Source organism: Escherichia sp. WS3227_2, from assembly GCF_046486495.1.
GTDB classification, from domain to species: Bacteria; Pseudomonadota; Gammaproteobacteria; order Enterobacterales; family Enterobacteriaceae; genus Escherichia; species Escherichia coli.
Genome location: NZ_JBJQLG010000010.1, coordinates 1 through 19,523 on the forward strand (window position 1 = coordinate 1; position 19,523 = coordinate 19,523).

General features: G+C 48.1%; 19 protein-coding genes, 2 tRNA genes and 1 other RNA gene. 12 read left to right on the forward strand and 10 right to left on the reverse strand.

The genetic code is table 11. The annotated features are described in order from the left end of the window. From ACJHXB_RS15135 to ACJHXB_RS15155, 5 genes are all read right to left on the reverse strand, one after another. Positions 1–124: non-coding RNA, RtT sRNA (locus ACJHXB_RS15135), on the reverse strand; the annotation flags it as partial. 46 nt (positions 125–170) lie between these two features. Continuing rightward, a tRNA-Tyr gene (locus ACJHXB_RS15140) sits at positions 171–255 on the reverse strand. Between the two features lie 34 nt (positions 256–289). Continuing rightward, positions 290–374 (reverse strand) — tRNA-Tyr (locus ACJHXB_RS15145). 159 nt (positions 375–533) lie between these two features. Beyond that, complete coding sequence (gene purU, locus ACJHXB_RS15150; RefSeq protein ID WP_000555849.1) at positions 534–1,376, reverse strand: formyltetrahydrofolate deformylase; 843 nt, start codon at positions 1,374–1,376, stop codon at positions 534–536. Between the two features lie 49 nt (positions 1,377–1,425). Beyond that, on the reverse strand, positions 1,426–1,884 hold the full coding sequence (locus tag ACJHXB_RS15155) for a YchJ family protein (RefSeq protein WP_001602321.1): 459 nt from the start codon (positions 1,882–1,884) through the stop codon (positions 1,426–1,428). Between the two features lie 112 nt (positions 1,885–1,996). Between ACJHXB_RS15155 and rssA the strand changes: the two genes are divergently transcribed. The 3 genes from rssA (at position 1,997) to galU (ending at position 5,117) form a co-directional block, all read left to right on the forward strand. After that, on the forward strand, positions 1,997–2,902 hold the full coding sequence (gene rssA / locus ACJHXB_RS15160) for a patatin-like phospholipase RssA (RefSeq protein ID WP_001226476.1): 906 nt from the start codon (positions 1,997–1,999) through the stop codon (positions 2,900–2,902). 91 nt (positions 2,903–2,993) lie between these two features. Continuing rightward, entirely contained in the window at positions 2,994–4,007 is a 1,014-nt protein-coding gene (gene rssB, locus ACJHXB_RS15165) for a two-component system response regulator RssB (RefSeq protein WP_000193447.1), read from the forward strand. Between the two features lie 201 nt (positions 4,008–4,208). Beyond that, the gene (gene galU / locus ACJHXB_RS15170) at positions 4,209–5,117 is read left to right on the forward strand and encodes a UTP--glucose-1-phosphate uridylyltransferase GalU (protein ID WP_000718995.1); all 909 of its coding nucleotides are present in this window, start codon (positions 4,209–4,211) and stop codon (positions 5,115–5,117) included. A 143-nt stretch (positions 5,118–5,260) separates the two neighbouring features. Here galU and hns read toward each other — a convergent pair whose 3' ends face one another. Beyond that, a complete protein-coding gene (gene hns / locus ACJHXB_RS15175; RefSeq protein ID WP_001287378.1) occupies positions 5,261–5,674 on the reverse strand; it encodes a histone-like nucleoid-structuring protein H-NS in 414 nt (137 codons plus the stop codon). Between the two features lie 603 nt (positions 5,675–6,277). Here hns and tdk point away from each other — a divergent pair. Beyond that, positions 6,278–6,895 (forward strand): thymidine kinase, encoded by a 618-nt coding sequence (gene tdk, locus ACJHXB_RS15180; protein WP_000068076.1) that lies wholly within the window; start codon positions 6,278–6,280, stop codon positions 6,893–6,895. Between the two features lie 301 nt (positions 6,896–7,196). Here tdk and adhE read toward each other — a convergent pair whose 3' ends face one another. Continuing rightward, positions 7,197–9,872, reverse strand: a complete 2,676-nt coding sequence (gene adhE, locus ACJHXB_RS15185; RefSeq protein ID WP_000301651.1) for a bifunctional acetaldehyde-CoA/alcohol dehydrogenase — start codon at positions 9,870–9,872, stop codon at positions 7,197–7,199. A 392-nt stretch (positions 9,873–10,264) separates the two neighbouring features. On the opposite strand from adhE, the gene ychE (ACJHXB_RS15190) reads away from it, so the two are divergent. Both ychE (ACJHXB_RS15190) and ychE (ACJHXB_RS15195) read left to right on the forward strand, forming a co-directional pair. Further along, complete coding sequence (gene ychE / locus ACJHXB_RS15190) at positions 10,265–10,318, forward strand: protein YchT (protein ID WP_211180492.1); 54 nt, start codon at positions 10,265–10,267, stop codon at positions 10,316–10,318. Between the two features lie 30 nt (positions 10,319–10,348). Further along, positions 10,349–10,996: an NAAT family transporter YchE gene (gene ychE / locus ACJHXB_RS15195; protein ID WP_000616773.1), complete on the forward strand. Its 648-nt coding sequence runs from the start codon at positions 10,349–10,351 to the stop codon at positions 10,994–10,996. Between the two features lie 157 nt (positions 10,997–11,153). On the opposite strand, the gene ACJHXB_RS15200 is transcribed toward ychE (ACJHXB_RS15195), so the two are convergent. Further along, positions 11,154–11,450, reverse strand: a complete 297-nt coding sequence (locus tag ACJHXB_RS15200) for a hypothetical protein (RefSeq protein WP_001211512.1) — start codon at positions 11,448–11,450, stop codon at positions 11,154–11,156. A gap of 283 nt (positions 11,451–11,733) precedes the next feature. Here ACJHXB_RS15200 and oppA point away from each other — a divergent pair, with 283 nt between their 5' ends. The 5 genes from oppA to oppF all read left to right on the forward strand — a co-directional run bounded on the left by oppA (position 11,734) and on the right by oppF (position 17,320). Then, the gene (gene oppA / locus ACJHXB_RS15205) at positions 11,734–13,365 is read left to right on the forward strand and encodes an oligopeptide ABC transporter substrate-binding protein OppA (protein ID WP_024185227.1); all 1,632 of its coding nucleotides are present in this window, start codon (positions 11,734–11,736) and stop codon (positions 13,363–13,365) included. Between the two features lie 85 nt (positions 13,366–13,450). Then, on the forward strand, positions 13,451–14,371 hold the full coding sequence (gene oppB / locus ACJHXB_RS15210) for an oligopeptide ABC transporter permease OppB (RefSeq protein WP_000911112.1): 921 nt from the start codon (positions 13,451–13,453) through the stop codon (positions 14,369–14,371). Positions 14,372–14,385: 14 nt separating this feature from the next. Next, positions 14,386–15,294: an oligopeptide ABC transporter permease OppC gene (oppC, locus tag ACJHXB_RS15215; protein WP_000979667.1), complete on the forward strand. Its 909-nt coding sequence runs from the start codon at positions 14,386–14,388 to the stop codon at positions 15,292–15,294. Positions 15,295–15,305: 11 nt separating this feature from the next. Further along, a complete protein-coding gene (gene oppD / locus ACJHXB_RS15220; RefSeq protein ID WP_000110954.1) occupies positions 15,306–16,319 on the forward strand; it encodes a murein tripeptide/oligopeptide ABC transporter ATP-binding protein OppD in 1,014 nt (337 codons plus the stop codon). Continuing rightward, positions 16,316–17,320, forward strand: a complete 1,005-nt coding sequence (oppF, locus tag ACJHXB_RS15225) for a murein tripeptide/oligopeptide ABC transporter ATP-binding protein OppF (protein WP_000994905.1) — start codon at positions 16,316–16,318, stop codon at positions 17,318–17,320. Before oppD ends, oppF begins: the two co-directional genes overlap by 4 nt. 52 nt (positions 17,321–17,372) lie before the next feature. Here oppF and ACJHXB_RS15230 read toward each other — a convergent pair whose 3' ends face one another. Together ACJHXB_RS15230 and cls are read right to left on the reverse strand one after the other, a co-directional pair. Continuing rightward, positions 17,373–17,702, reverse strand: coding sequence for an HI1450 family dsDNA-mimic protein (locus ACJHXB_RS15230; RefSeq protein ID WP_000366959.1), 330 nt, complete (start codon positions 17,700–17,702; stop codon positions 17,373–17,375). A gap of 34 nt (positions 17,703–17,736) precedes the next feature. Beyond that, positions 17,737–19,197 carry a cardiolipin synthase gene (gene cls, locus ACJHXB_RS15235; RefSeq protein ID WP_000214516.1) on the reverse strand — a complete coding sequence of 487 codons (1,461 nt, stop codon included), beginning with the start codon at positions 19,195–19,197 and terminating at the stop codon, positions 17,737–17,739. Between the two features lie 142 nt (positions 19,198–19,339). Between cls and ACJHXB_RS15240 the strand changes: the two genes are divergently transcribed. Next, positions 19,340–19,513: a YciY family protein gene (locus ACJHXB_RS15240; protein ID WP_001309467.1), complete on the forward strand. Its 174-nt coding sequence runs from the start codon at positions 19,340–19,342 to the stop codon at positions 19,511–19,513. Positions 19,514–19,523 lie beyond the last annotated feature (10 nt).

Consider the following 19,523-nt stretch of genomic DNA (forward strand, 5'->3'; position numbering starts at 1 on the left):
GGGGAAGGATTACTCAGCGCTGCGCGCTTCGCCCTTCGGGTCGTTGCCTGCGGCCACGCTCTCTCGCTGGCGCTCGAGTCGAACCTTGGTCGAAGCTTCTCATCCTTCCCCGCATGGGCAGAATATTTAATCGCGGATTCGTTTGAGAGTTCACGGACTTTTGAAAGTGATGGTGGTGGGGGAAGGATTCGAACCTTCGAAGTCGATGACGGCAGATTTACAGTCTGCTCCCTTTGGCCGCTCGGGAACCCCACCAGGGGTAATTCAAATTTTGAGGTAATGCTTGAGATGGTGGTGGGGGAAGGATTCGAACCTTCGAAGTCGATGACGGCAGATTTACAGTCTGCTCCCTTTGGCCGCTCGGGAACCCCACCACGGGGTAATGCTTTTTACTGGCCTGCTCCCTTATCGGGAAGCGGGGCGCATCATATCAAATGACGCGCCGCTGTAAAGTGTTACGTTGAGAAAAATGAACTGGTTGCGTAATTTTCATCCGTAACGGATTAAAGGTAACCAGTTATTTTTGCTGGCGATTAAAGAATAATCGTCCGATTACCGTAAACAAAGACGCGCTGCGCTAGTACTTTGTAGAGCGCGCGACTTAAGACGTTTTTCTCGACGTCACGACCTGCGCGCATCATATCTTCAGCTGTGTAGGTATGATCGACATGAATAACGTCCTGCATGATGATTGGACCTTCGTCAAGATTGTCATTCACATAGTGAGCGGTTGCGCCAATAATCTTCACGCCACGTTCATAGGCCTGGTGATAAGGACGTGCGCCGATAAACGCTGGCAGGAATGAATGGTGAATATTGATGATCTTATTCGGGAAGCGTGCCACAAATTCTGGCGTTAATACCCGCATATACTTCGCCAGCACCACGTAGTCAGGCTGATAAGCATCAATGGCATCCGCCATCTTTTGATCGTGCTCGTTGCGGCTTAACCCTTCATGGCTTACCAGCTCAAACGGAATATCAAAACGCTCAACCAGAGAACGTAAAGTATCGTGGTTACCAATAACTGCCGCGATTTCGACATCCAGGCCGCCGTAATTGGCTTTCATCAACAAATCGCCAAGGCAATGCGCCTCTTTAGTGACCAGAATCACTATCCGGCGACGACCGGCAGGATTCAGCTCACGTACGGAGCCTTCTGGCAATGCGCTGTCGAGATCCGCCAGCAGGGTGGAATCATTAAAAATTCCTTCCAGTTCCGTGCGCATAAAAAAGCGCCCGGTACGGTGATCAACAAATTCATTGTTCTGTACGATATTTAACTCGTGCTTGTAGCAAATATTGGTAATACGTGCGATCAGACCTTTTTGGTCCGGACAAATAGTACGCAGAACTTTACGTTGGAGTGAATGCATTGCTGGAAAAACCTTGTTGAGAGTGTTTGCTAAACCGTACCGTCAACCATTATTGGCCGCAGCACTTTTTAAATTTTTTACCTGAACCACAAGGGCAGGGATCGTTGCGGCCAAACTGCGGACGTGTACCGTCAATATAGTACCATTGACCGTTTTCTTTCAAAAATCGCGAACGTTCAATGATTGCACCTGTTTTGCCACCTTCGGTAAATCGCGCAACAAAACTGACAAATCCGATATTGTCGCCGTCCTGCCAACAATGTTCAAATACGGTCAATCCCAACCATTCAGTATGCGCAAATCCGGCAATCAATTCGGCACGTAACGCCGCCGCTCCACAAGATGGATGCCAGGTCTTTATTAAATAATCTGCGTCTTGCATCACAAAAGCGCAGTAACGCGAACGCATGAGATGTTCTGGATCAGGTGCAACCTTTTCACCAGACACATAAGGGTGGCAACATAGGCTATACTCGACAGCACTACCACAGGGACAAAGCTGAGACACAAATAATCTCCCTGGAAACAATAACGGCGTATTAACCGCCTGAGTAGCACTATGTTAACCGAGCAGTAGCGATGTTGCTACGATTGCATTCCAGGGGAATCTTGCGGGAATAATGAGAAAGATAAAAATAGGGCTGGCGCTGGGATCTGGCGCGGCGAGAGGTTGGTCGCATATTGGCGTTATTAATGCGCTAAAAAAAGTGGGTATTGAAATTGATATCGTTGCAGGATGTTCAATTGGTTCGCTGGTGGGCGCGGCCTATGCATGCGATCGATTATCTGCGCTGGAAGATTGGGTAACCTCTTTCAGTTATTGGGATGTTTTACGCCTGATGGATCTCTCCTGGCAGCGCGGTGGGTTACTGCGCGGCGAGCGTGTCTTCAATCAATATCGCGAAATAATGCCGGAAACAGAGATCGAAAATTGTTCCCGTCGCTTCGCGGCTGTTGCCACCAATTTAAGTACGGGGCGTGAATTATGGTTTACTGAAGGCGATCTCCATCTTGCTATTCGCGCATCATGCAGTATTCCAGGACTCATGGCACCCGTTGCGCATAACGGCTACTGGCTGGTTGATGGGGCTGTAGTTAACCCAATTCCTATTTCGCTCACGCGTGCATTGGGTGCTGATATTGTGATAGCGGTCGACCTGCAGCACGATGCTCATTTGATGCAACAAGATCTGCTCTCCTTTAATGTCAGTGAAGAAAATAGCGAGAATGGTGATTCTCTGCCGTGGCATGCGCGTCTGAAAGAAAGGTTGGGCAGCATAACGACACGTCGGGCGGTGACAGCGCCAACGGCAACAGAGATTATGACCACTTCTATCCAGGTGCTGGAGAACCGCCTTAAAAGGAACCGCATGGCAGGTGATCCGCCCGATATTCTGATTCAACCTGTTTGCCCGCAAATATCTACGCTTGATTTCCATCGCGCGCACGCTGCCATTGCGGCCGGGCAGCTGGCAGTGGAAAAGAAAATGGACGAACTTTTGCCGTTGGTACGCACCAACATTTGACCAGAATTTTTATCTACACTTAAGTTAATTCTGACAGGCGCAGGTGGCAATAGCATGCCACTATTGAGTAAAGCCAGTCAGGGGAGAGAACATGACGCAGCCATTGGTCGGAAAACAGATTCTCATTGTTGAAGATGAGCAGGTATTTCGCTCGCTTCTGGATTCGTGGTTTTCCTCATTGGGAGCGACAACGGTACTGGCGGCTGATGGGGTGGATGCCCTTGAGTTGCTGGGAGGTTTCACTCCAGACCTGATGATATGTGATATCGCGATGCCACGAATGAACGGGCTTAAACTGCTGGAGCATATACGTAACAGAGGCGACCAGACCCCAGTTCTGGTGATATCTGCCACTGAAAATATGGCAGATATTGCCAAAGCGTTACGTCTGGGCGTTGAAGATGTTTTGCTGAAACCAGTTAAAGATCTGAATCGCTTGCGCGAGATGGTTTTTGCCTGTCTCTATCCCAGCATGTTTAATTCCCGCGTTGAGGAAGAGGAAAGGCTTTTTCGCGACTGGGATGCAATGGTTGATAACCCTGCCGCAGCGGCGAAATTATTACAGGAATTGCAACCGCCGGTTCAGCAGGTGATTTCCCATTGCCGGGTTAATTATCGTCAATTGGTTGCCGCGGACAAACCCGGCCTGGTGCTTGATATTGCCGCACTTTCGGAAAACGATCTGGCATTTTATTGCCTTGATGTCACCCGAGCTGGACATAATGGCGTACTTGCTGCCTTGTTATTACGCGCATTGTTTAACGGATTATTACAGGAACAGCTTGCACATCAAAATCAACGGTTGCCAGAGTTGGGCGCGTTATTGAAGCAGGTAAACCATTTACTCCGTCAGGCCAATCTGCCGGGGCAGTTTCCGCTATTAGTTGGCTATTATCATCGCGAACTGAAAAATCTCATTCTGGTTTCTGCGGGGCTGAATGCGACGTTAAATACCGGCGAACACCAGGTGCAAATCAGTAATGGTGTTCCGTTAGGCACTTTAGGTAACGCTTATTTGAATCAATTGAGCCAGCGATGCGATGCCTGGCAATGCCAAATATGGGGAACCGGTGGTCGGCTTCGCTTGATGTTGTCTGCAGAATGAGCAAACGATAACGCGGGCTAAATTTGCATTACCAGCTAATGTCGGCTGGTGGTACTATCGTCGCCATTCGTATAAGTAATTGTCTTAATTATGCTAACTCGCCTCCTTTTCAGAACTTAGCCCCTTCGGGGTGCTGATATACTGGGATGCGATACAGAAATATGAACACGTTCAAAACACGAACAGTCCAGGAGAATTTAAATGGCTGCCATTAATACGAAAGTCAAAAAAGCCGTTATCCCCGTTGCGGGATTAGGAACCAGGATGTTGCCGGCGACGAAAGCCATCCCGAAAGAGATGCTGCCACTTGTCGATAAGCCATTAATTCAATACGTCGTGAATGAATGTATTGCGGCTGGCATTACTGAAATTGTGCTGGTTACTCACTCATCTAAAAACTCGATTGAAAACCACTTTGATACCAGTTTTGAACTGGAAGCAATGCTGGAAAAACGTGTAAAACGTCAACTGCTTGATGAAGTGCAGTCTATTTGTCCGCCGCACGTGACTATTATGCAAGTTCGTCAGGGGCTGGCGAAAGGCCTGGGACATGCGGTATTGTGTGCTCACCCGGTAGTGGGTGATGAACCTGTGGCTGTTATTTTGCCTGACGTTATTCTGGATGAATATGAATCCGATTTGTCACAGGATAACCTGGCAGAGATGATCCGCCGCTTTGATGAAACGGGTCATAGCCAGATCATGGTTGAACCGGTTGCTGATGTGACCGCATATGGCGTTGTGGATTGCAAAGGCGTTGAATTAGCGCCGGGTGAAAGCGTACCTATGGTTGGCGTGGTTGAAAAACCAAAAGCGGATGTTGCGCCGTCTAATCTCGCTATTGTGGGTCGTTACGTACTTAGCGCGGATATTTGGCCGTTGCTGGCAAAAACCCCTCCGGGAGCTGGTGATGAAATTCAGCTCACCGACGCAATTGATATGCTGATCGAAAAAGAAACGGTGGAAGCCTATCATATGAAAGGGAAGAGCCATGACTGTGGTAATAAATTAGGTTACATGCAGGCCTTCGTTGAATACGGTATTCGTCATAACACCCTTGGTACGGAATTTAAAGCCTGGCTTGAAGAAGAGATGGGCATTAAGAAGTAACATCCGTATCGGTGTTATCCACGAAACGGCGTTGAGCAATCGACGCCGTTTTTTTATAGCTTATTCTTATTAAATTGACTTAAACCGGACAATAAAAAATCCCGCCGATGGCGGGATTTTAAGCAAGTGTAATCTACAAAAGATTATTGCTTGATCAGGAAATCGTCGAGGGATTTACCTTGCTCATCCATTGCTTTTTTGATTACAGCTGGAGTACGGCCCTGGCCAGTCCAGGTTTTAGTTTCGCCGTTTTCGTCAACGTAGCTATATTTTGCCGGACGCTGAGCACGTTTAGCTTTGGTGCCAGATTTAACGGCAGCAAGGCTATTCAGCAGTTCGTTCGGGTCAATACCGTCAGCGATCAGCATTTCGCGATATTGCTGCAGTTTACGAGTGCGCTCTTCAACTTCAGCAGCAGCCGCGCTTTCTTCTTCGCGACGTTCGTTAACAACAACTTCTAATTTTTCCAGCATTTCTTCCAGCGTTTCAAGTGTACATTCTCTTGCCTGCGCACGAAGAGTACGGATGTTGTTCAGAATTTTAAGTGCTTCGCTCATTGTAGTAATCTCAAACTTATATTGGGGTGGTTTGTTGAGGTAATAATAGAGCCTTAAATTCAGTTGTGCAATAGCCAGGAATGTAAGGAATTCAAAATTGTTCTTTATTTTGTGCCGCCAATAAATATCTTTTCATAAAATTAGCCAGAAAAGACGCGGCATATAGCCCTATTTGCGCCGATGATTTCGCAGCACGTGAGGTTAAAACTTCCTGATTCATGTCACATTTTATGGGGAGATTATCGTAGGCTGACGACCTTTCAGTCTTCTGTATTAGTCGTGTTTACGAGAATTCCCTATTAAGCGAATGATGAAAAGTAGAACAGTCGCAATAAGAGCAGGGACTTAGTATTGCACTATCTCCAGGAGGTCAACAGAGGGCTATTACTTGCACAACAGGTTAAAGATTGTGAATAGTTACCAGCAGTCATTTACCCGCTTATAACAAGCGAGGCAGTTGTAATGATAGCTCAGAAGGATTATGCAAGGCTTCGTAAGGGAGAACGCATATACTACTTCTATGCATACTGTTGAGCTGAAAAACTGACGAATTATGATAAACTCCAGCCAACTTTAATTCATATCATTGAGGGCCTGTGGCTGATGGCACAGCTATATTTCTACTATTCCGCAATGAATGCGGGTAAGTCTACAGCATTGTTGCAATCTTCATACAATTACCAGGAACGCGGCATGCGCACTGTCGTATATACGGCAGAAATTGACGATCGCTTTGGTGCCGGGAAAGTCAGTTCGCGTATAGGTTTGTCATCGCCTGCAAAATTATTTAACCAAAATTCATCATTATTTGATGAGATTCGTGCGGAACATGAACAGCAGGCAATTCATTGCGTACTGGTTGATGAATGCCAGTTTTTAACCAGACAACAAGTATATGAATTATCGGAGGTTGTCGATCAACTCGATATACCCGTACTTTGTTATGGTTTACGTACCGATTTTCGAGGTGAGTTATTTATTGGCAGCCAATACTTACTGGCATGGTCCGACAAACTGGTTGAATTAAAAACCATCTGTTTTTGTGGCCGCAAAGCAAGCATGGTGCTGCGTCTTGATCAAGCAGGCAGACCTTATAACGAAGGTGAGCAGGTGGTTATTGGTGGTAATGAACGCTACGTTTCTGTATGCCGTAAACACTATAAAGAGGCGTTAGAAGTCGGCTCATTAACGGCTATTCAGGAAAGGCATCGCCACGATTAATAAGAATTTCTTTACTGACAGGGTGAGCAGGGCGCTTTTATCCTGTCAGTTCGTTTTACTCACTTCATCCGGTGTATATACCCTTCTCGACAGTTCTTTAACGCTACTATACCCCTCACAGAGCGCTTTACAGTGACGTTGACTTGTGACCTGTAAAGTACAATATCGCTGTGTGTAGGCGTTATACATCGCCGTAAATATGATGAAGGCAAATGCTGTCGGTTTATGGGAAAGTTGCTTTGGGTAAAACAAAAAAACGGCCCCAGAAGGGACCGTTTATGTTGCCAGACAGCGCTACTGATTAAGCGGATTTCTTCGCTTTTTTCTCAGCTTTAGCCGGAGCGGCTTCTTTTTTCGCTGCAGTTTCACCTTCTACATAATCACGACCGTAGTAGGTATCCAGCAGAATCTGTTTCAGCTCGGAGATCAGTGGGTAACGCGGGTTAGCACCGGTGCACTGGTCATCGAATGCATCTTCAGACAGTTTATCCACATTCGCCAGGAAGTCTGCTTCCTGAACGCCAGCTTCACGGATAGATTTCGGAATACCCAGTTCAGCTTTCAGCGTTTCCAGCCATGCCAGCAGTTTCTCGATCTTAGCAGCAGTACGGTCGCCCGGTGCGCTCAGACCCAGGTGGTCAGCAATTTCAGCATAACGACGGCGAGCCTGCGGACGGTCATACTGGCTGAATGCAGTCTGCTTGGTCGGGTTGTCATTCGCGTTGTAGCGAATAACGTTACAAATCAGCAGGGCGTTTGCCAGACCGTGCGGAATATGGAACTGGGAACCCAGTTTGTGCGCCATTGAGTGACATACACCCAGGAAGGCGTTCGCAAACGCGATACCCGCGATAGTTGCTGCACTGTGAACACGTTCACGCGCTACCGGATTTTTAGATCCTTCGTGGTAGGACGCTGGCAGATATTCTTTCAGCAGTTTCAGCGCCTGCAGAGCCTGACCATCAGAGAACTCAGATGCCAGTACAGAAACATAAGCTTCCATGGCGTGAGTTACTGCGTCCAGACCACCGAAAGCACACAGGGACTTCGGCATGTCCATAACCAGGTTGGCATCGACAATCGCCATATCCGGGGTCAGCGCATAGTCTGCCAGCGGATATTTCTGACCAGTAGCGTCGTCAGTTACAACCGCAAACGGAGTGACTTCAGAACCTGTACCAGAAGTGGTGGTGACAGCGATCATTTTCGCTTTCACGCCCATTTTCGGGAACTTGTAGATACGTTTACGGATATCCATAAAGCGCAGCGCCAGTTCTTCGAAGTGAGTTTCCGGATGTTCGTACATGACCCACATGATCTTCGCGGCGTCCATCGGGGAACCACCACCCAGCGCGATAATCACGTCTGGTTTGAAGGAGTTTGCCAGTTCTGCACCTTTACGAACGATGCTCAGGGTCGGGTCAGCTTCTACTTCGAAGAAGACTTCAGTTTCAACGCCTGCTGCTTTCAGTACGGAAGTGATCTGATCAGCATAACCATTGTTGAACAGGAAGCGGTCAGTCACGATGAGCGCACGTTTGTGGCCATCAGTAATCACTTCATCCAGCGCGATTGGCAGAGAGCCACGGCGGAAGTAGATAGATTTCGGAAGTTTGTGCCACAACATGTTTTCAGCTCGCTTAGCAACGGTTTTCTTGTTGATCAGGTGTTTCGGACCAACGTTTTCAGAGATGGAGTTACCACCCCAGGAACCACAACCCAGAGTCAGGGAAGGTGCGAGTTTGAAGTTATACAGGTCACCGATACCACCCTGAGAAGCCGGGGTGTTAATCAGGATACGAGCCGTTTTCATTTTCTGACCGAAGTAAGAAACGCGAGCCGGTTGGTTATCCTGGTCAGTGTACAGGCAAGAGGTATGACCGATACCGCCCATAGCTACCAGTTTCTCTGCTTTTTCTACCGCGTCTTCGAAATCTTTAGCGCGGTACATTGCCAGAGTTGGGGACAGTTTTTCATGTGCGAACGGTTCGCTTTCATCAACAACGGTCACTTCACCGATCAGAATCTTGGTGTTTTCTGGTACAGAGAAGCCTGCCAGTTCAGCAATTTTATAGGCTGGCTGACCAACGATAGCCGCGTTCAGCGCACCGTTTTTCAGGATAACATCCTGAACAGCTTTCAGCTCTTTACCCTGCAACAGATAGCCGCCGTGGGTTGCGAAACGTTCACGTACTGCGTCATAAACAGAGTCAACAACAACAACAGACTGTTCAGACGCACATATTACGCCGTTGTCGAAGGTTTTGGACATCAGCACAGATGCAACTGCACGTTTGATATCAGCAGTTTCATCGATAACAACTGGCGTGTTACCCGCGCCTACACCGATAGCTGGTTTACCGGAGCTGTATGCGGCTTTAACCATGCCCGGACCACCAGTCGCGAGGATCAGGTTGATGTCTGGGTGGTGCATCAGTGCGTTAGACAGTTCAACAGAAGGTTGATCGATCCAGCCGATCAGATCTTTCGGAGCACCGGCAGCGATAGCAGCCTGCAGAACGATATCAGCCGCTTTGTTGGTTGCATCTTTTGCACGCGGGTGCGGGGAGAAGATAATGGCGTTACGGGTCTTCAGGCTGATCAGCGATTTGAAGATAGCAGTTGAAGTCGGGTTAGTGGTCGGAACGATACCGCAAATAATACCGATTGGTTCAGCGATAGTGATGGTACCAAAAGTGTCGTCTTCAGACAGAACACCACAGGTTTTTTCATCTTTATAGGCGTTATAGATATATTCAGAAGCAAAGTGGTTTTTGATCACTTTATCTTCGACGATACCCATGCCGGATTCGGCAACGGCCATTTTCGCGAGTGGGATTCGAGCATCTGCAGCAGCCAGAGCGGCGGCGCGGAAGATTTTGTCTACTTGCTCTTGAGTGAAACTGGCATATTCACGCTGGGCTTTTTTTACACGCTCTACGAGTGCGTTAAGTTCAGCGACATTAGTAACAGCCATAATGCTCTCCTGATAATGTTAAACTTTTTTAGTAAATCATCTGCTCGAATACGAGAGTATAGTCAGTGCGGTGATGATTTGCTTAACCGATGAAAATCAAAAGCTTACTCGCGCTCACACTCACTGTGATTTACTAAAAGAGTTTAAACATTAGAGTTATTATCTCTAATGCGTCACTTCCAGGTGGCGTAAGCAAGATTACTCACTTCTGGGTACTGATTACGTGATCCAAATCAAATTTTTGCAAAGCTGACACCTTTCAGCATCGCTTTTCGCCATTATAGCTAACAGTTAATAAATTGTAGTATGATTTGTTGGCTACATTATCATGTTTTGCACAACTAGATAACAATAACGAATGATAGCAATTTTAAGTAGTTAGGAGGTGAAAAATGCTGTCAAAAGGCGTATTGTCAGCGCGTCTTTTTAACCTTATTTATGGCTAACATTATCCGGCTTTTGCTTCGGAGCTAACCGTGATTCAGACCCTTTTTGATTTTCCCGTTTACTTCAAATTTTTCATCGGGTTATTTGCGCTGGTCAACCCGGTAGGGATTATTCCCGTCTTTATCAGCATGACCAGTTATCAGACAGCGGCAGCGCGAAACAAAACGAACCTTACAGCCAACCTGTCTGTGGCTATTATCTTGTGGATCTCGCTTTTTCTCGGCGACACGATTCTGCAACTTTTTGGTATATCAATTGATTCGTTCCGTATCGCCGGGGGCATCCTGGTGGTGACGATAGCGATGTCGATGATCAGCGGCAAGCTTGGCGAGGATAAACAGAACAAGCAAGAAAAATCAGAAACCGCGGTACGTGAAAGCATTGGTGTGGTGCCACTGGCGTTGCCGTTGATGGCGGGGCCAGGGGCGATCAGTTCTACCATCGTCTGGGGTACGCGTTATCACAGCATTAGCTATCTGTTTGGTTTCTTTGTGGCTATTGCATTGTTCGCTTTATGTTGCTGGGGATTGTTCCGCATGGCACCGTGGCTGGTACGGGTTTTACGCCAAACCGGCATCAACGTGATCACGCGTATTATGGGGCTATTGCTGATGGCATTGGGGATTGAATTTATCGTTACTGGTATTAAGGGGATTTTCCCCGGCCTGCTTAATTAATTCCTTTCAAATGAAACGGAGCTGCCATGCTCCGTTTACTTCGTCATTATTTTTACTTTGTACCCGCGCAGTTATCAAAAGCAAAAGGAATAGGTAAAAATATTCTTCTCAAATTACAGTTAGTTATAAGGATTTCCTTAACTGCTTCTCCTCACCATCATGTTATTTTCGCCACATCATAATCCTGGGCTTGCTGAAGAATAATTGAAATGATATTAGTAATTCCACTGCCTTTGGTAGAGGAAAGTGCTAAATAATAATCAATTGTTAAATTATTGTGCATTTCACTACTGGAACTGTAATCAGAAAAGAGAGACATGCTTAACCAATCTCTATTTGATTGAATTAAAAGATGTTTGTTAAGACATGGATGCAAGCTATAGATTCTGATACGGTCAATAAAAGAGAATTGCTTAACAATTTTGCAAAATGTATTGGCGAGTAAGAAGCGCATTTGGTACTTTCCGGGCAACCGCCAGACGATTCTTTATTGGTAATGAGAATAATTAACAATTAAAGAGCGTCGCGAAAGAATAATGTGTCTCGACAGGGGAGACACAGTACGAATCGACATAAGGTGATCGTCTGAATCACCAGAATAAATAAAGTCGGTGATAGTAATACGTAACGATAAAGTAACCTGACAGCAGAAAGTCTCCGAGCCTGTGCAGGGTCCCAATCCGGGATTACACATGCTGGTTAATACCAGTAATTATAATGAGGGAGTCCAAAAAACAATGACCAACATCACCAAGAGAAGTTTAGTAGCAGCTGGCGTTTTGGCTGCGCTTATGGCAGGGAATGTCGCGCTGGCAGCTGATGTACCCGCAGGCGTCACACTGGCGGAAAAACAAACGCTGGTACGTAACAATGGTTCAGAAGTTCAGTCATTAGATCCGCACAAAATTGAAGGTGTTCCGGAGTCTAATATCAGCCGAGACCTGTTTGAAGGCTTACTGGTTAGCGATCTTGACGGCCATCCGGAACCTGGCGTCGCTGAATCCTGGGATAATAAAGACGCGAAAGTCTGGACCTTCCATTTGCGTAAAGATGCGAAATGGTCTGATGGCACGCCAGTCACAGCACAAGACTTTGTGTATAGCTGGCAACGTTCTGTTGATCCGAACACTGCTTCTCCGTATGCCAGTTATCTGCAATATGGGCATATCGCCGGTATTGATGAAATTCTTGAAGGGAAAAAACCGATTACCGATCTCGGCGTGAAAGCTATTGATGATCACACACTAGAAGTCACCTTAAGTGAACCCGTTCCGTACTTCTATAAATTACTTGTTCACCCATCAACTTCACCGGTGCCAAAAGCCGCTATCGAGAAATTCGGCGAAAAATGGACCCAGCCTGGTAATATCGTCACCAACGGTGCCTATACCTTAAAAGATTGGGTCGTAAACGAACGAATCGTTCTTGAACGCAGCCCGACCTACTGGAACAACACGAAAACCGTTATTAACCAGGTAACCTATTTGCCTATTGCTTCTGAAGTTACCGATGTCAATCGCTACCGTAGTGGTGAAATCGACATGACTTATAACAACATGCCGATCGAATTGTTCCAGAAGCTGAAAAAAGAGATCCCGGACGAAGTTCACGTTGATCCATACCTGTGCACTTATTATTACGAAATTAACAACCAGAAACCGCCATTTAACGATGTACGTGTGCGTACCGCACTGAAACTGGGTATGGACCGCGATATCATTGTTAATAAAGTGAAAGCGCAGGGCGACATGCCCGCCTATGGTTACACTCCACCGTATACTGATGGCGCAAAATTGACTCAGCCGGAATGGTTTGGCTGGAGCCAGGAAAAACGTAACGAAGAAGCGAAAAAACTGCTGGCTGAAGCGGGTTATACCGCAGACAAACCGTTAACCATCAACCTGTTGTATAACACCTCCGATCTGCATAAAAAGCTGGCGATTGCTGCCTCTTCATTGTGGAAGAAAAACATTGGTGTAAACGTCAAACTGGTTAACCAGGAGTGGAAAACATTTCTCGACACCCGTCACCAGGGCACTTTTGATGTGGCCCGTGCAGGCTGGTGTGCAGACTACAACGAACCAACTTCCTTCCTGAACACCATGCTGTCGAACAGCTCGATGAATACCGCGCATTATAAGAGCCCGGCCTTTGACAGCATTATGGCGGAAACGCTGAAAGCGACTGACGAGGCGCAGCGCACAGCTCTGTACACTAAAGCAGAACAACAGCTGGATAAGGATTCGGCCATTGTTCCTGTTTATTACTACGTGAATGCGCGTCTGGTGAAACCGTGGGTTGGTGGCTATACCGGCAAAGATCCGCTGGATAATACCTACACCCGGAATATGTACATTGTGAAGCACTAATGGCAATACGTGGGGCAGGCGTGTCCTGCTCCACGGTGTCTGATTTTTATCGCATTACAGAAGGCACAGGCCAGAAGGTAGGGCAATGTTAAAATTTATTCTACGTCGCTGTCTGGAAGCGATTCCGACGCTATTTATTCTTATTACTATTTCGTTCTTTATGATGCGCCTCGCGCCGGGAAGCCCTTTTACCGGCGAACGTACTTTACCGCCGGAAGTGATGGCCAATATCGAAGCGAAATATCATCTTAATGATCCGATCATGACACAGTATTTCAGCTACCTGAAACAACTGGCGCATGGCGATTTCGGTCCATCGTTTAAATATAAAGATTATTCGGTCAACGACCTGGTTGCATCCAGTTTTCCCGTTTCTGCCAAACTGGGAGCCGCAGCATTTTTCCTTGCGGTAATACTGGGTGTTAGTGCTGGCGTTATTGCCGCATTAAAACAAAACACCAAATGGGACTATACCGTGATGGGGCTGGCAATGACCGGGGTTGTTATCCCCAGTTTTGTGGTTGCGCCATTATTAGTCATGATATTTGCGATCATTTTGCATTGGCTGCCGGGCGGTGGCTGGAATGGTGGGGCGCTTAAATTCATGATATTGCCGATGGTGGCGTTGTCACTCGCCTATATCGCCAGTATTGCGCGTATTACCCGTGGCTCTATGATTGAGGTTTTACACTCCAACTTTATTCGTACTGCCCGGGCGAAAGGGTTACCTATGCGGCGGATCATTTTACGCCACGCATTAAAACCTGCTCTGTTACCCGTGCTCTCCTATATGGGCCCCGCATTTGTCGGCATTATTACCGGTTCTATGGTTATCGAAACCATTTATGGTTTGCCGGGGATTGGGCAACTGTTCGTTAATGGCGCATTGAACCGTGACTATTCCTTAGTGTTAAGCCTGACTATCCTGGTTGGTGCGTTAACCATTTTGTTTAATGCCATTGTCGATGTGCTATATGCGGTTATCGACCCGAAAATCCGTTACTGATACTGGAGCTCGCGATGATGTTAAGTAAGAAAAACAGCGAGACGCTGGAAAATTTCAGTGAAAAGCTGGAGGTCGAAGGGCGCAGCTTGTGGCAGGACGCACGTCGACGTTTTATGCATAACCGTGCGGCGGTTGTCAGTCTGATAGTGCTGGTGCTGATCGCGTTATTTGTAATCCTGGCACCGATGCTTTCGCAGTTTGCCTATGACGATACTGACTGGGCGATGATGTCCAGTGCCCCGGATATGGAGTCCGGTCACTACTTTGGTACTGACTCATCCGGTCGCGACCTGCTTGTGCGTGTTGCGATTGGCGGGCGTATCTCACTCATGGTCGGTGTTGCTGCGGCACTGGTGGCTGTGGTCGTCGGGACACTTTATGGTTCGCTTTCCGGTTATCTGGGCGGTAAAGTGGATTCGGTAATGATGCGTCTGCTGGAAATCCTCAACTCCTTCCCATTCATGTTCTTCGTCATTTTGCTGGTGACCTTTTTCGGTCAAAACATCCTGCTGATTTTCGTGGCGATTGGCATGGTTTCCTGGCTGGATATGGCTCGTATTGTGCGTGGGCAAACCCTGAGTCTGAAGCGTAAAGAGTTTATTGAGGCGGCACAAGTTGGCGGTGTATCGACGTCGGGCATTGTTATTCGCCACATTGTGCCGAATGTACTCGGTGTGGTGGTGGTCTACGCATCACTTCTGGTGCCCAGCATGATCCTCTTTGAATCTTTCCTTAGCTTCCTGGGGTTGGGTACGCAAGAGCCGTTAAGCAGCTGGGGTGCATTGCTGAGTGATGGCGCGAACTCGATGGAAGTCTCTCCATGGTTATTGTTGTTCCCAGCGGGATTCCTCGTGGTGACACTGTTTTGTTTCAACTTTATCGGCGATGGCTTGCGTGATGCCCTCGACCCGAAAGATCGTTAAGGAGTGCAGCCATGAGCGTAATTGAAACTGCAACTGTGCCGCTCGCACAACAACAGGCTGACGCACTTCTGAACGTGAAAGATTTGCGTGTCACCTTTAGTACCCCGGACGGCGACGTCACGGCGGTCAATGATTTGAATTTTTCCCTACGTGCCGGAGAAACGCTGGGCATTGTAGGTGAGTCTGGTTCGGGTAAATCGCAAACTGCATTTGCGTTGATGGGCCTGTTGGCTGCCAACGGACGTATTGGCGGATCGGCAACCTTCAATGGGCGTGAAATCCTCAATTTGCCAGAGCGTGAACTCAATAAACTGCGCGCTGAACAAATCTCAATGATTTTTCAGGACCCAATGACTTCGTTGAATCCCTATATGCGCGTCGGTGAGCAGTTGATGGAAGTGCTGATGCTGCATAAGAACATGAGCAAAGCTGAGGCGTTTGAAGAGTCGGTGCGGATGCTCGATGCGGTAAAAATGCCGGAAGCGCGTAAACGCATGAAAATGTACCCGCACGAATTTTCTGGCGGCATGCGTCAGCGAGTTATGATTGCGATGGCATTGCTATGTCGACCTAAGCTGCTGATTGCGGATGAACCCACTACTGCGCTGGACGTCACCGTACAGGCGCAGATCATGACGCTATTGAATGAACTGAAGCGGGAATTTAATACCGCCATCATTATGATCACCCACGATCTTGGCGTGGTTGCGGGGATCTGCGACAAAGTGCTGGTAATGTACGCCGGGCGCACGATGGAATATGGCAACGCGCGCGATGTCTTTTATCAACCCGTTCATCCTTATTCTATCGGTTTACTCAACGCGGTGCCGCGTCTCGATGCGGAAGGTGAAACAATGTTGACCATCCCGGGTAATCCGCCAAACCTGTTGCGATTACCGAAAGGTTGCCCGTTCCAGCCACGTTGTCCGCATGCGATGGAAATTTGTAGTAGCGCACCGCCGCTGGAAGAGTTTACGCCTGGCCGTCTGCGTGCTTGCTTTAAACCGGTGGAGGAACTGTTATGAATGCTGTAACCGAAGGAAGAAAAGTCCTCCTCGAAATCGCCGATCTGAAAGTGCACTTTGAAATCAAAGATGGCAAACAGTGGTTCTGGCAACCGCCGAAAACGCTCAAAGCCGTCGATGGTGTCACTCTTCGCCTGTATGAAGGGGAAACATTAGGTGTGGTAGGGGAATCGGGATGCGGTAAGTCCACCTTTGCTCGCGCCATCATTGGTTTGGTCAAGGCGACCGACGGTCATGTTGCCTGGTTAGGTAAAGAGTTGCTGGGCATGAAGCCCGATGAATGGCGTGCCGTTCGCAGTGATATTCAGATGATTTTCCAGGATCCATTGGCATCGCTTAACCCGCGTATGACCATCGGCGAGATTATCGCTGAACCGCTGCGTACCTATCATCCGAAAATGTCACGCCAGGAAGTTCGCGAGCGCGTGAAGGCGATGATGCTGAAAGTCGGGTTATTGCCTAACCTGATTAACCGCTATCCGCATGAGTTCTCTGGTGGGCAGTGCCAGCGTATCGGGATTGCTCGTGCTCTTATTCTTGAACCGAAGCTGATTATCTGTGATGAGCCGGTGTCGGCGCTGGACGTGTCAATTCAGGCGCAGGTGGTCAACCTGCTCCAGCAGCTGCAACGCGAGATGGGATTGTCATTAATTTTTATCGCTCACGACCTGGCCGTGGTAAAACACATTTCCGATCGTGTGCTGGTGATGTATCTCGGCCATGCGGTAGAACTGGGGACCTATGATGAGGTCTATCACAATCCGCTACATCCTTACACCAGGGCATTGATGTCGGCAGTCCCCATACCTGATCCGGATCTGGAGAAGAACAAAACCATCCAGTTACTGGAAGGGGAATTACCGTCGCCGATCAACCCGCCTTCCGGTTGTGTTTTCCGTACCCGTTGCCCGATTGCCGGTCCGGAGTGTGCCAAAACACGTCCTGTGCTGGAGGGGAGTTTCAGACACGCTGTTTCTTGCCTGAAAGTCGATCCGCTTTAAACACAATAAGGGCTGACAGTTGTCAGCCCTTTTTCACGCCAAAAGCGATTATTTATTCCCGCCAGATGATATGGCAAAGTTTGTGATCTTTTTCGCGGCATAACAGAATGCGCGCGAAAACATCGTTGATTTCACCATCTTCACTGTCCGCCAGACCAATCACCACTTCGGCAAAAAAGTCCGGGTTCAAATCGAAATCAACATGTTCCTGCCAGTCTTCCGCCGGATCGAATAACTCCGCGCCGCCGCGCTCTTCAAACTGAAGATTGAACAGCAGAACATCAGCTGGATCGAGATTGTCGGCAGCCAGTTCGAGAAAAATATCGTAGGCCTGCTCAAGTGTTTCATCTTCAGTCAGGCGATTGTTTAGATCCATATCCATAGTCACTACCTGTTTAACCTCTGTTGGCGACGTTTTACAGCAACGGGCTGAAGAAGTAAAACAGTCGCTCGGCGACACGTTGCCATAATGGACGTTTTAGCCATAAACGGGCATCGAGCAGACGAGAACGCGAAATATAATCGTCCTGAACGGCGGCGAGGTCTGCACCAAACCCTTTATCGTCGATTGCCAGGGTAATCTCGAAATTTAGCCACAGACTCCGCATATCAAGGTTAACGGTGCCAACCAGACTTAGTTCACCATCGACCAGCACGCTCTTGGTATGCAGTAACCCGCCTTCAAACTGATAAATTTTAACCCCAGCAGCCAGCAGTTCCGTAAAGAATGCGCGACTGGCCCAGCCGACCAGCATCGAGTCATTTTTTCGCGGAAGGATAATACTGACATCCACCCCGCGCTGCGCCGCCGTGCAAATCGCATGAAGTAAATCATCGCTGGGCACAAAGTAGGGCGTTGTCATGATCAAATATTCACGCGCCGAATAAGCCGCAGTCAATAATGCCTGGTGAATGAGATCTTCCGGAAAGCCAGGGCCAGAAGCAATTGTGTGAATGGTGTGACCGCTGGCCTGTTCAAACGGCATAATATTGACATCTGGTGGTGGTGGCAGAATACGTTTCCCGGTTTCAATCTCCCAGTCGCAGGAATAAATAATCCCCATCGCGGTGGCGATGGGACCTTCCATACGCGCCATCAGATCAATCCATTGCCCTACACCCGCATCCTGTTTGAAGTAGCGAGGGTCGACCATATTCATGCTGCCGGTGTACGCGATGTAATTATCGATCATGATCATCTTGCGATGTTGGCGCAGGTCCATACGGCGTAAAAACACACGCATCAGATTGACCTTTAAGGCTTCGACCACTTCAATACCGGCATTACGCATTAGCTCGGGCCAGGGGCTGCGGAAAAAAGCCACACTCCCGGCGGAGTCGAGCATCAATCGGCAGTGAATGCCGCGTCGCGCAGCGGCCATTAATGATTCAGCCACCTGGTCCGCCATGCCGCCGGGCTGCCAGATATAAAACACCATCTCAATATTATGGCGCGCGAGCTGGATGTCGCGGATTAACGCCTGCATCACATCATCTGACTCGGTCATCAGTTGCAGCTGATTCCCTTTGACCCCTGCGATCCCCTGACGACGCTCGCAAAGCTTGAATAATGGCGCAGCGACACTGCTATTTTCTTCGGCGAAGATATGCTTACAGGCTTTAAGGTCGTTAAGCCATTTTGCGGTGGAAGGCCACATCGCTCTGGCGCGCTCAGCGCGGCGTTTGCCTAAATGGAGCTCGCCAACGGCAAGATAGGCAATAATTCCGACTAACGGCAGAATGTAAATAATCAACAGCCAGGCCATCGCGGAGGGAACTGCGCGTCGTTTCATTAGAATGCGTAAAGTTACGCCTGCAATGAGCAACCAGTATCCCAGAATGGCCAACCAACTCACCAACGTATAAACGGTTGTCATAGATTAGAAATCCTTTTGAAAGCGCATTGTTATGAGTTTACGCATATGGATTCATCTGGCAAATAAAAACGCGGGAAAAGCACTGGTCAGCGTCGGGGGTGGGGGTATAATGACCATTCTGTTATTGCATAGAGTAGTTAACATGAAGCGGAGTAGAACGGAAGTGGGGCGCTGGCGCATGCAGCGTCAGGCTAGCCGACGTAAATCGCGTTGGCTTGAGGGGCAGTCGCGCCGAAATATGCGTATCCACAGCATCAGGAAGTGCATTCTAAACAAACAGCGTAACTCGTTATTGTTTGCGATCTACAATATCTAAATGTACTGGG

What these genes read in the sequence shown, in the direction of transcription:
- galU (WP_000718995.1), top strand. Translation starts at nt 4,209, where the DNA reads ATGGCTGCCATTAATACGAAAGTCAAAAAAGCCGTTATCCCCGTTGCG.
- rssB (WP_000193447.1), top strand. Translation starts at nt 2,994, where the DNA reads ATGACGCAGCCATTGGTCGGAAAACAGATTCTCATTGTTGAAGATGAG.
- adhE (WP_000301651.1), bottom strand. Translation starts at nt 9,872, where the DNA reads ATGGCTGTTACTAATGTCGCTGAACTTAACGCACTCGTAGAGCGTGTA.
- ACJHXB_RS15200 (WP_001211512.1), bottom strand. Translation starts at nt 11,450, where the DNA reads ATGCGCTTCTTACTCGCCAATACATTTTGCAAAATTGTTAAGCAATTC.
- hns (WP_001287378.1), bottom strand. Translation starts at nt 5,674, where the DNA reads ATGAGCGAAGCACTTAAAATTCTGAACAACATCCGTACTCTTCGTGCG.
- ACJHXB_RS15230 (WP_000366959.1), bottom strand. Translation starts at nt 17,702, where the DNA reads ATGGATATGGATCTAAACAATCGCCTGACTGAAGATGAAACACTTGAG.
- oppF (WP_000994905.1), top strand. Translation starts at nt 16,316, where the DNA reads ATGAATGCTGTAACCGAAGGAAGAAAAGTCCTCCTCGAAATCGCCGAT.
- ACJHXB_RS15240 (WP_001309467.1), top strand. Translation starts at nt 19,340, where the DNA reads ATGAAGCGGAGTAGAACGGAAGTGGGGCGCTGGCGCATGCAGCGTCAG.
- oppB (WP_000911112.1), top strand. Translation starts at nt 13,451, where the DNA reads ATGTTAAAATTTATTCTACGTCGCTGTCTGGAAGCGATTCCGACGCTA.
- oppA (WP_024185227.1), top strand. Translation starts at nt 11,734, where the DNA reads ATGACCAACATCACCAAGAGAAGTTTAGTAGCAGCTGGCGTTTTGGCT.
- purU (WP_000555849.1), bottom strand. Translation starts at nt 1,376, where the DNA reads ATGCATTCACTCCAACGTAAAGTTCTGCGTACTATTTGTCCGGACCAA.
- tdk (WP_000068076.1), top strand. Translation starts at nt 6,278, where the DNA reads ATGGCACAGCTATATTTCTACTATTCCGCAATGAATGCGGGTAAGTCT.
- oppC (WP_000979667.1), top strand. Translation starts at nt 14,386, where the DNA reads ATGATGTTAAGTAAGAAAAACAGCGAGACGCTGGAAAATTTCAGTGAA.
- cls (WP_000214516.1), bottom strand. Translation starts at nt 19,197, where the DNA reads ATGACAACCGTTTATACGTTGGTGAGTTGGTTGGCCATTCTGGGATAC.
- oppD (WP_000110954.1), top strand. Translation starts at nt 15,306, where the DNA reads ATGAGCGTAATTGAAACTGCAACTGTGCCGCTCGCACAACAACAGGCT.
- rssA (WP_001226476.1), top strand. Translation starts at nt 1,997, where the DNA reads ATGAGAAAGATAAAAATAGGGCTGGCGCTGGGATCTGGCGCGGCGAGA.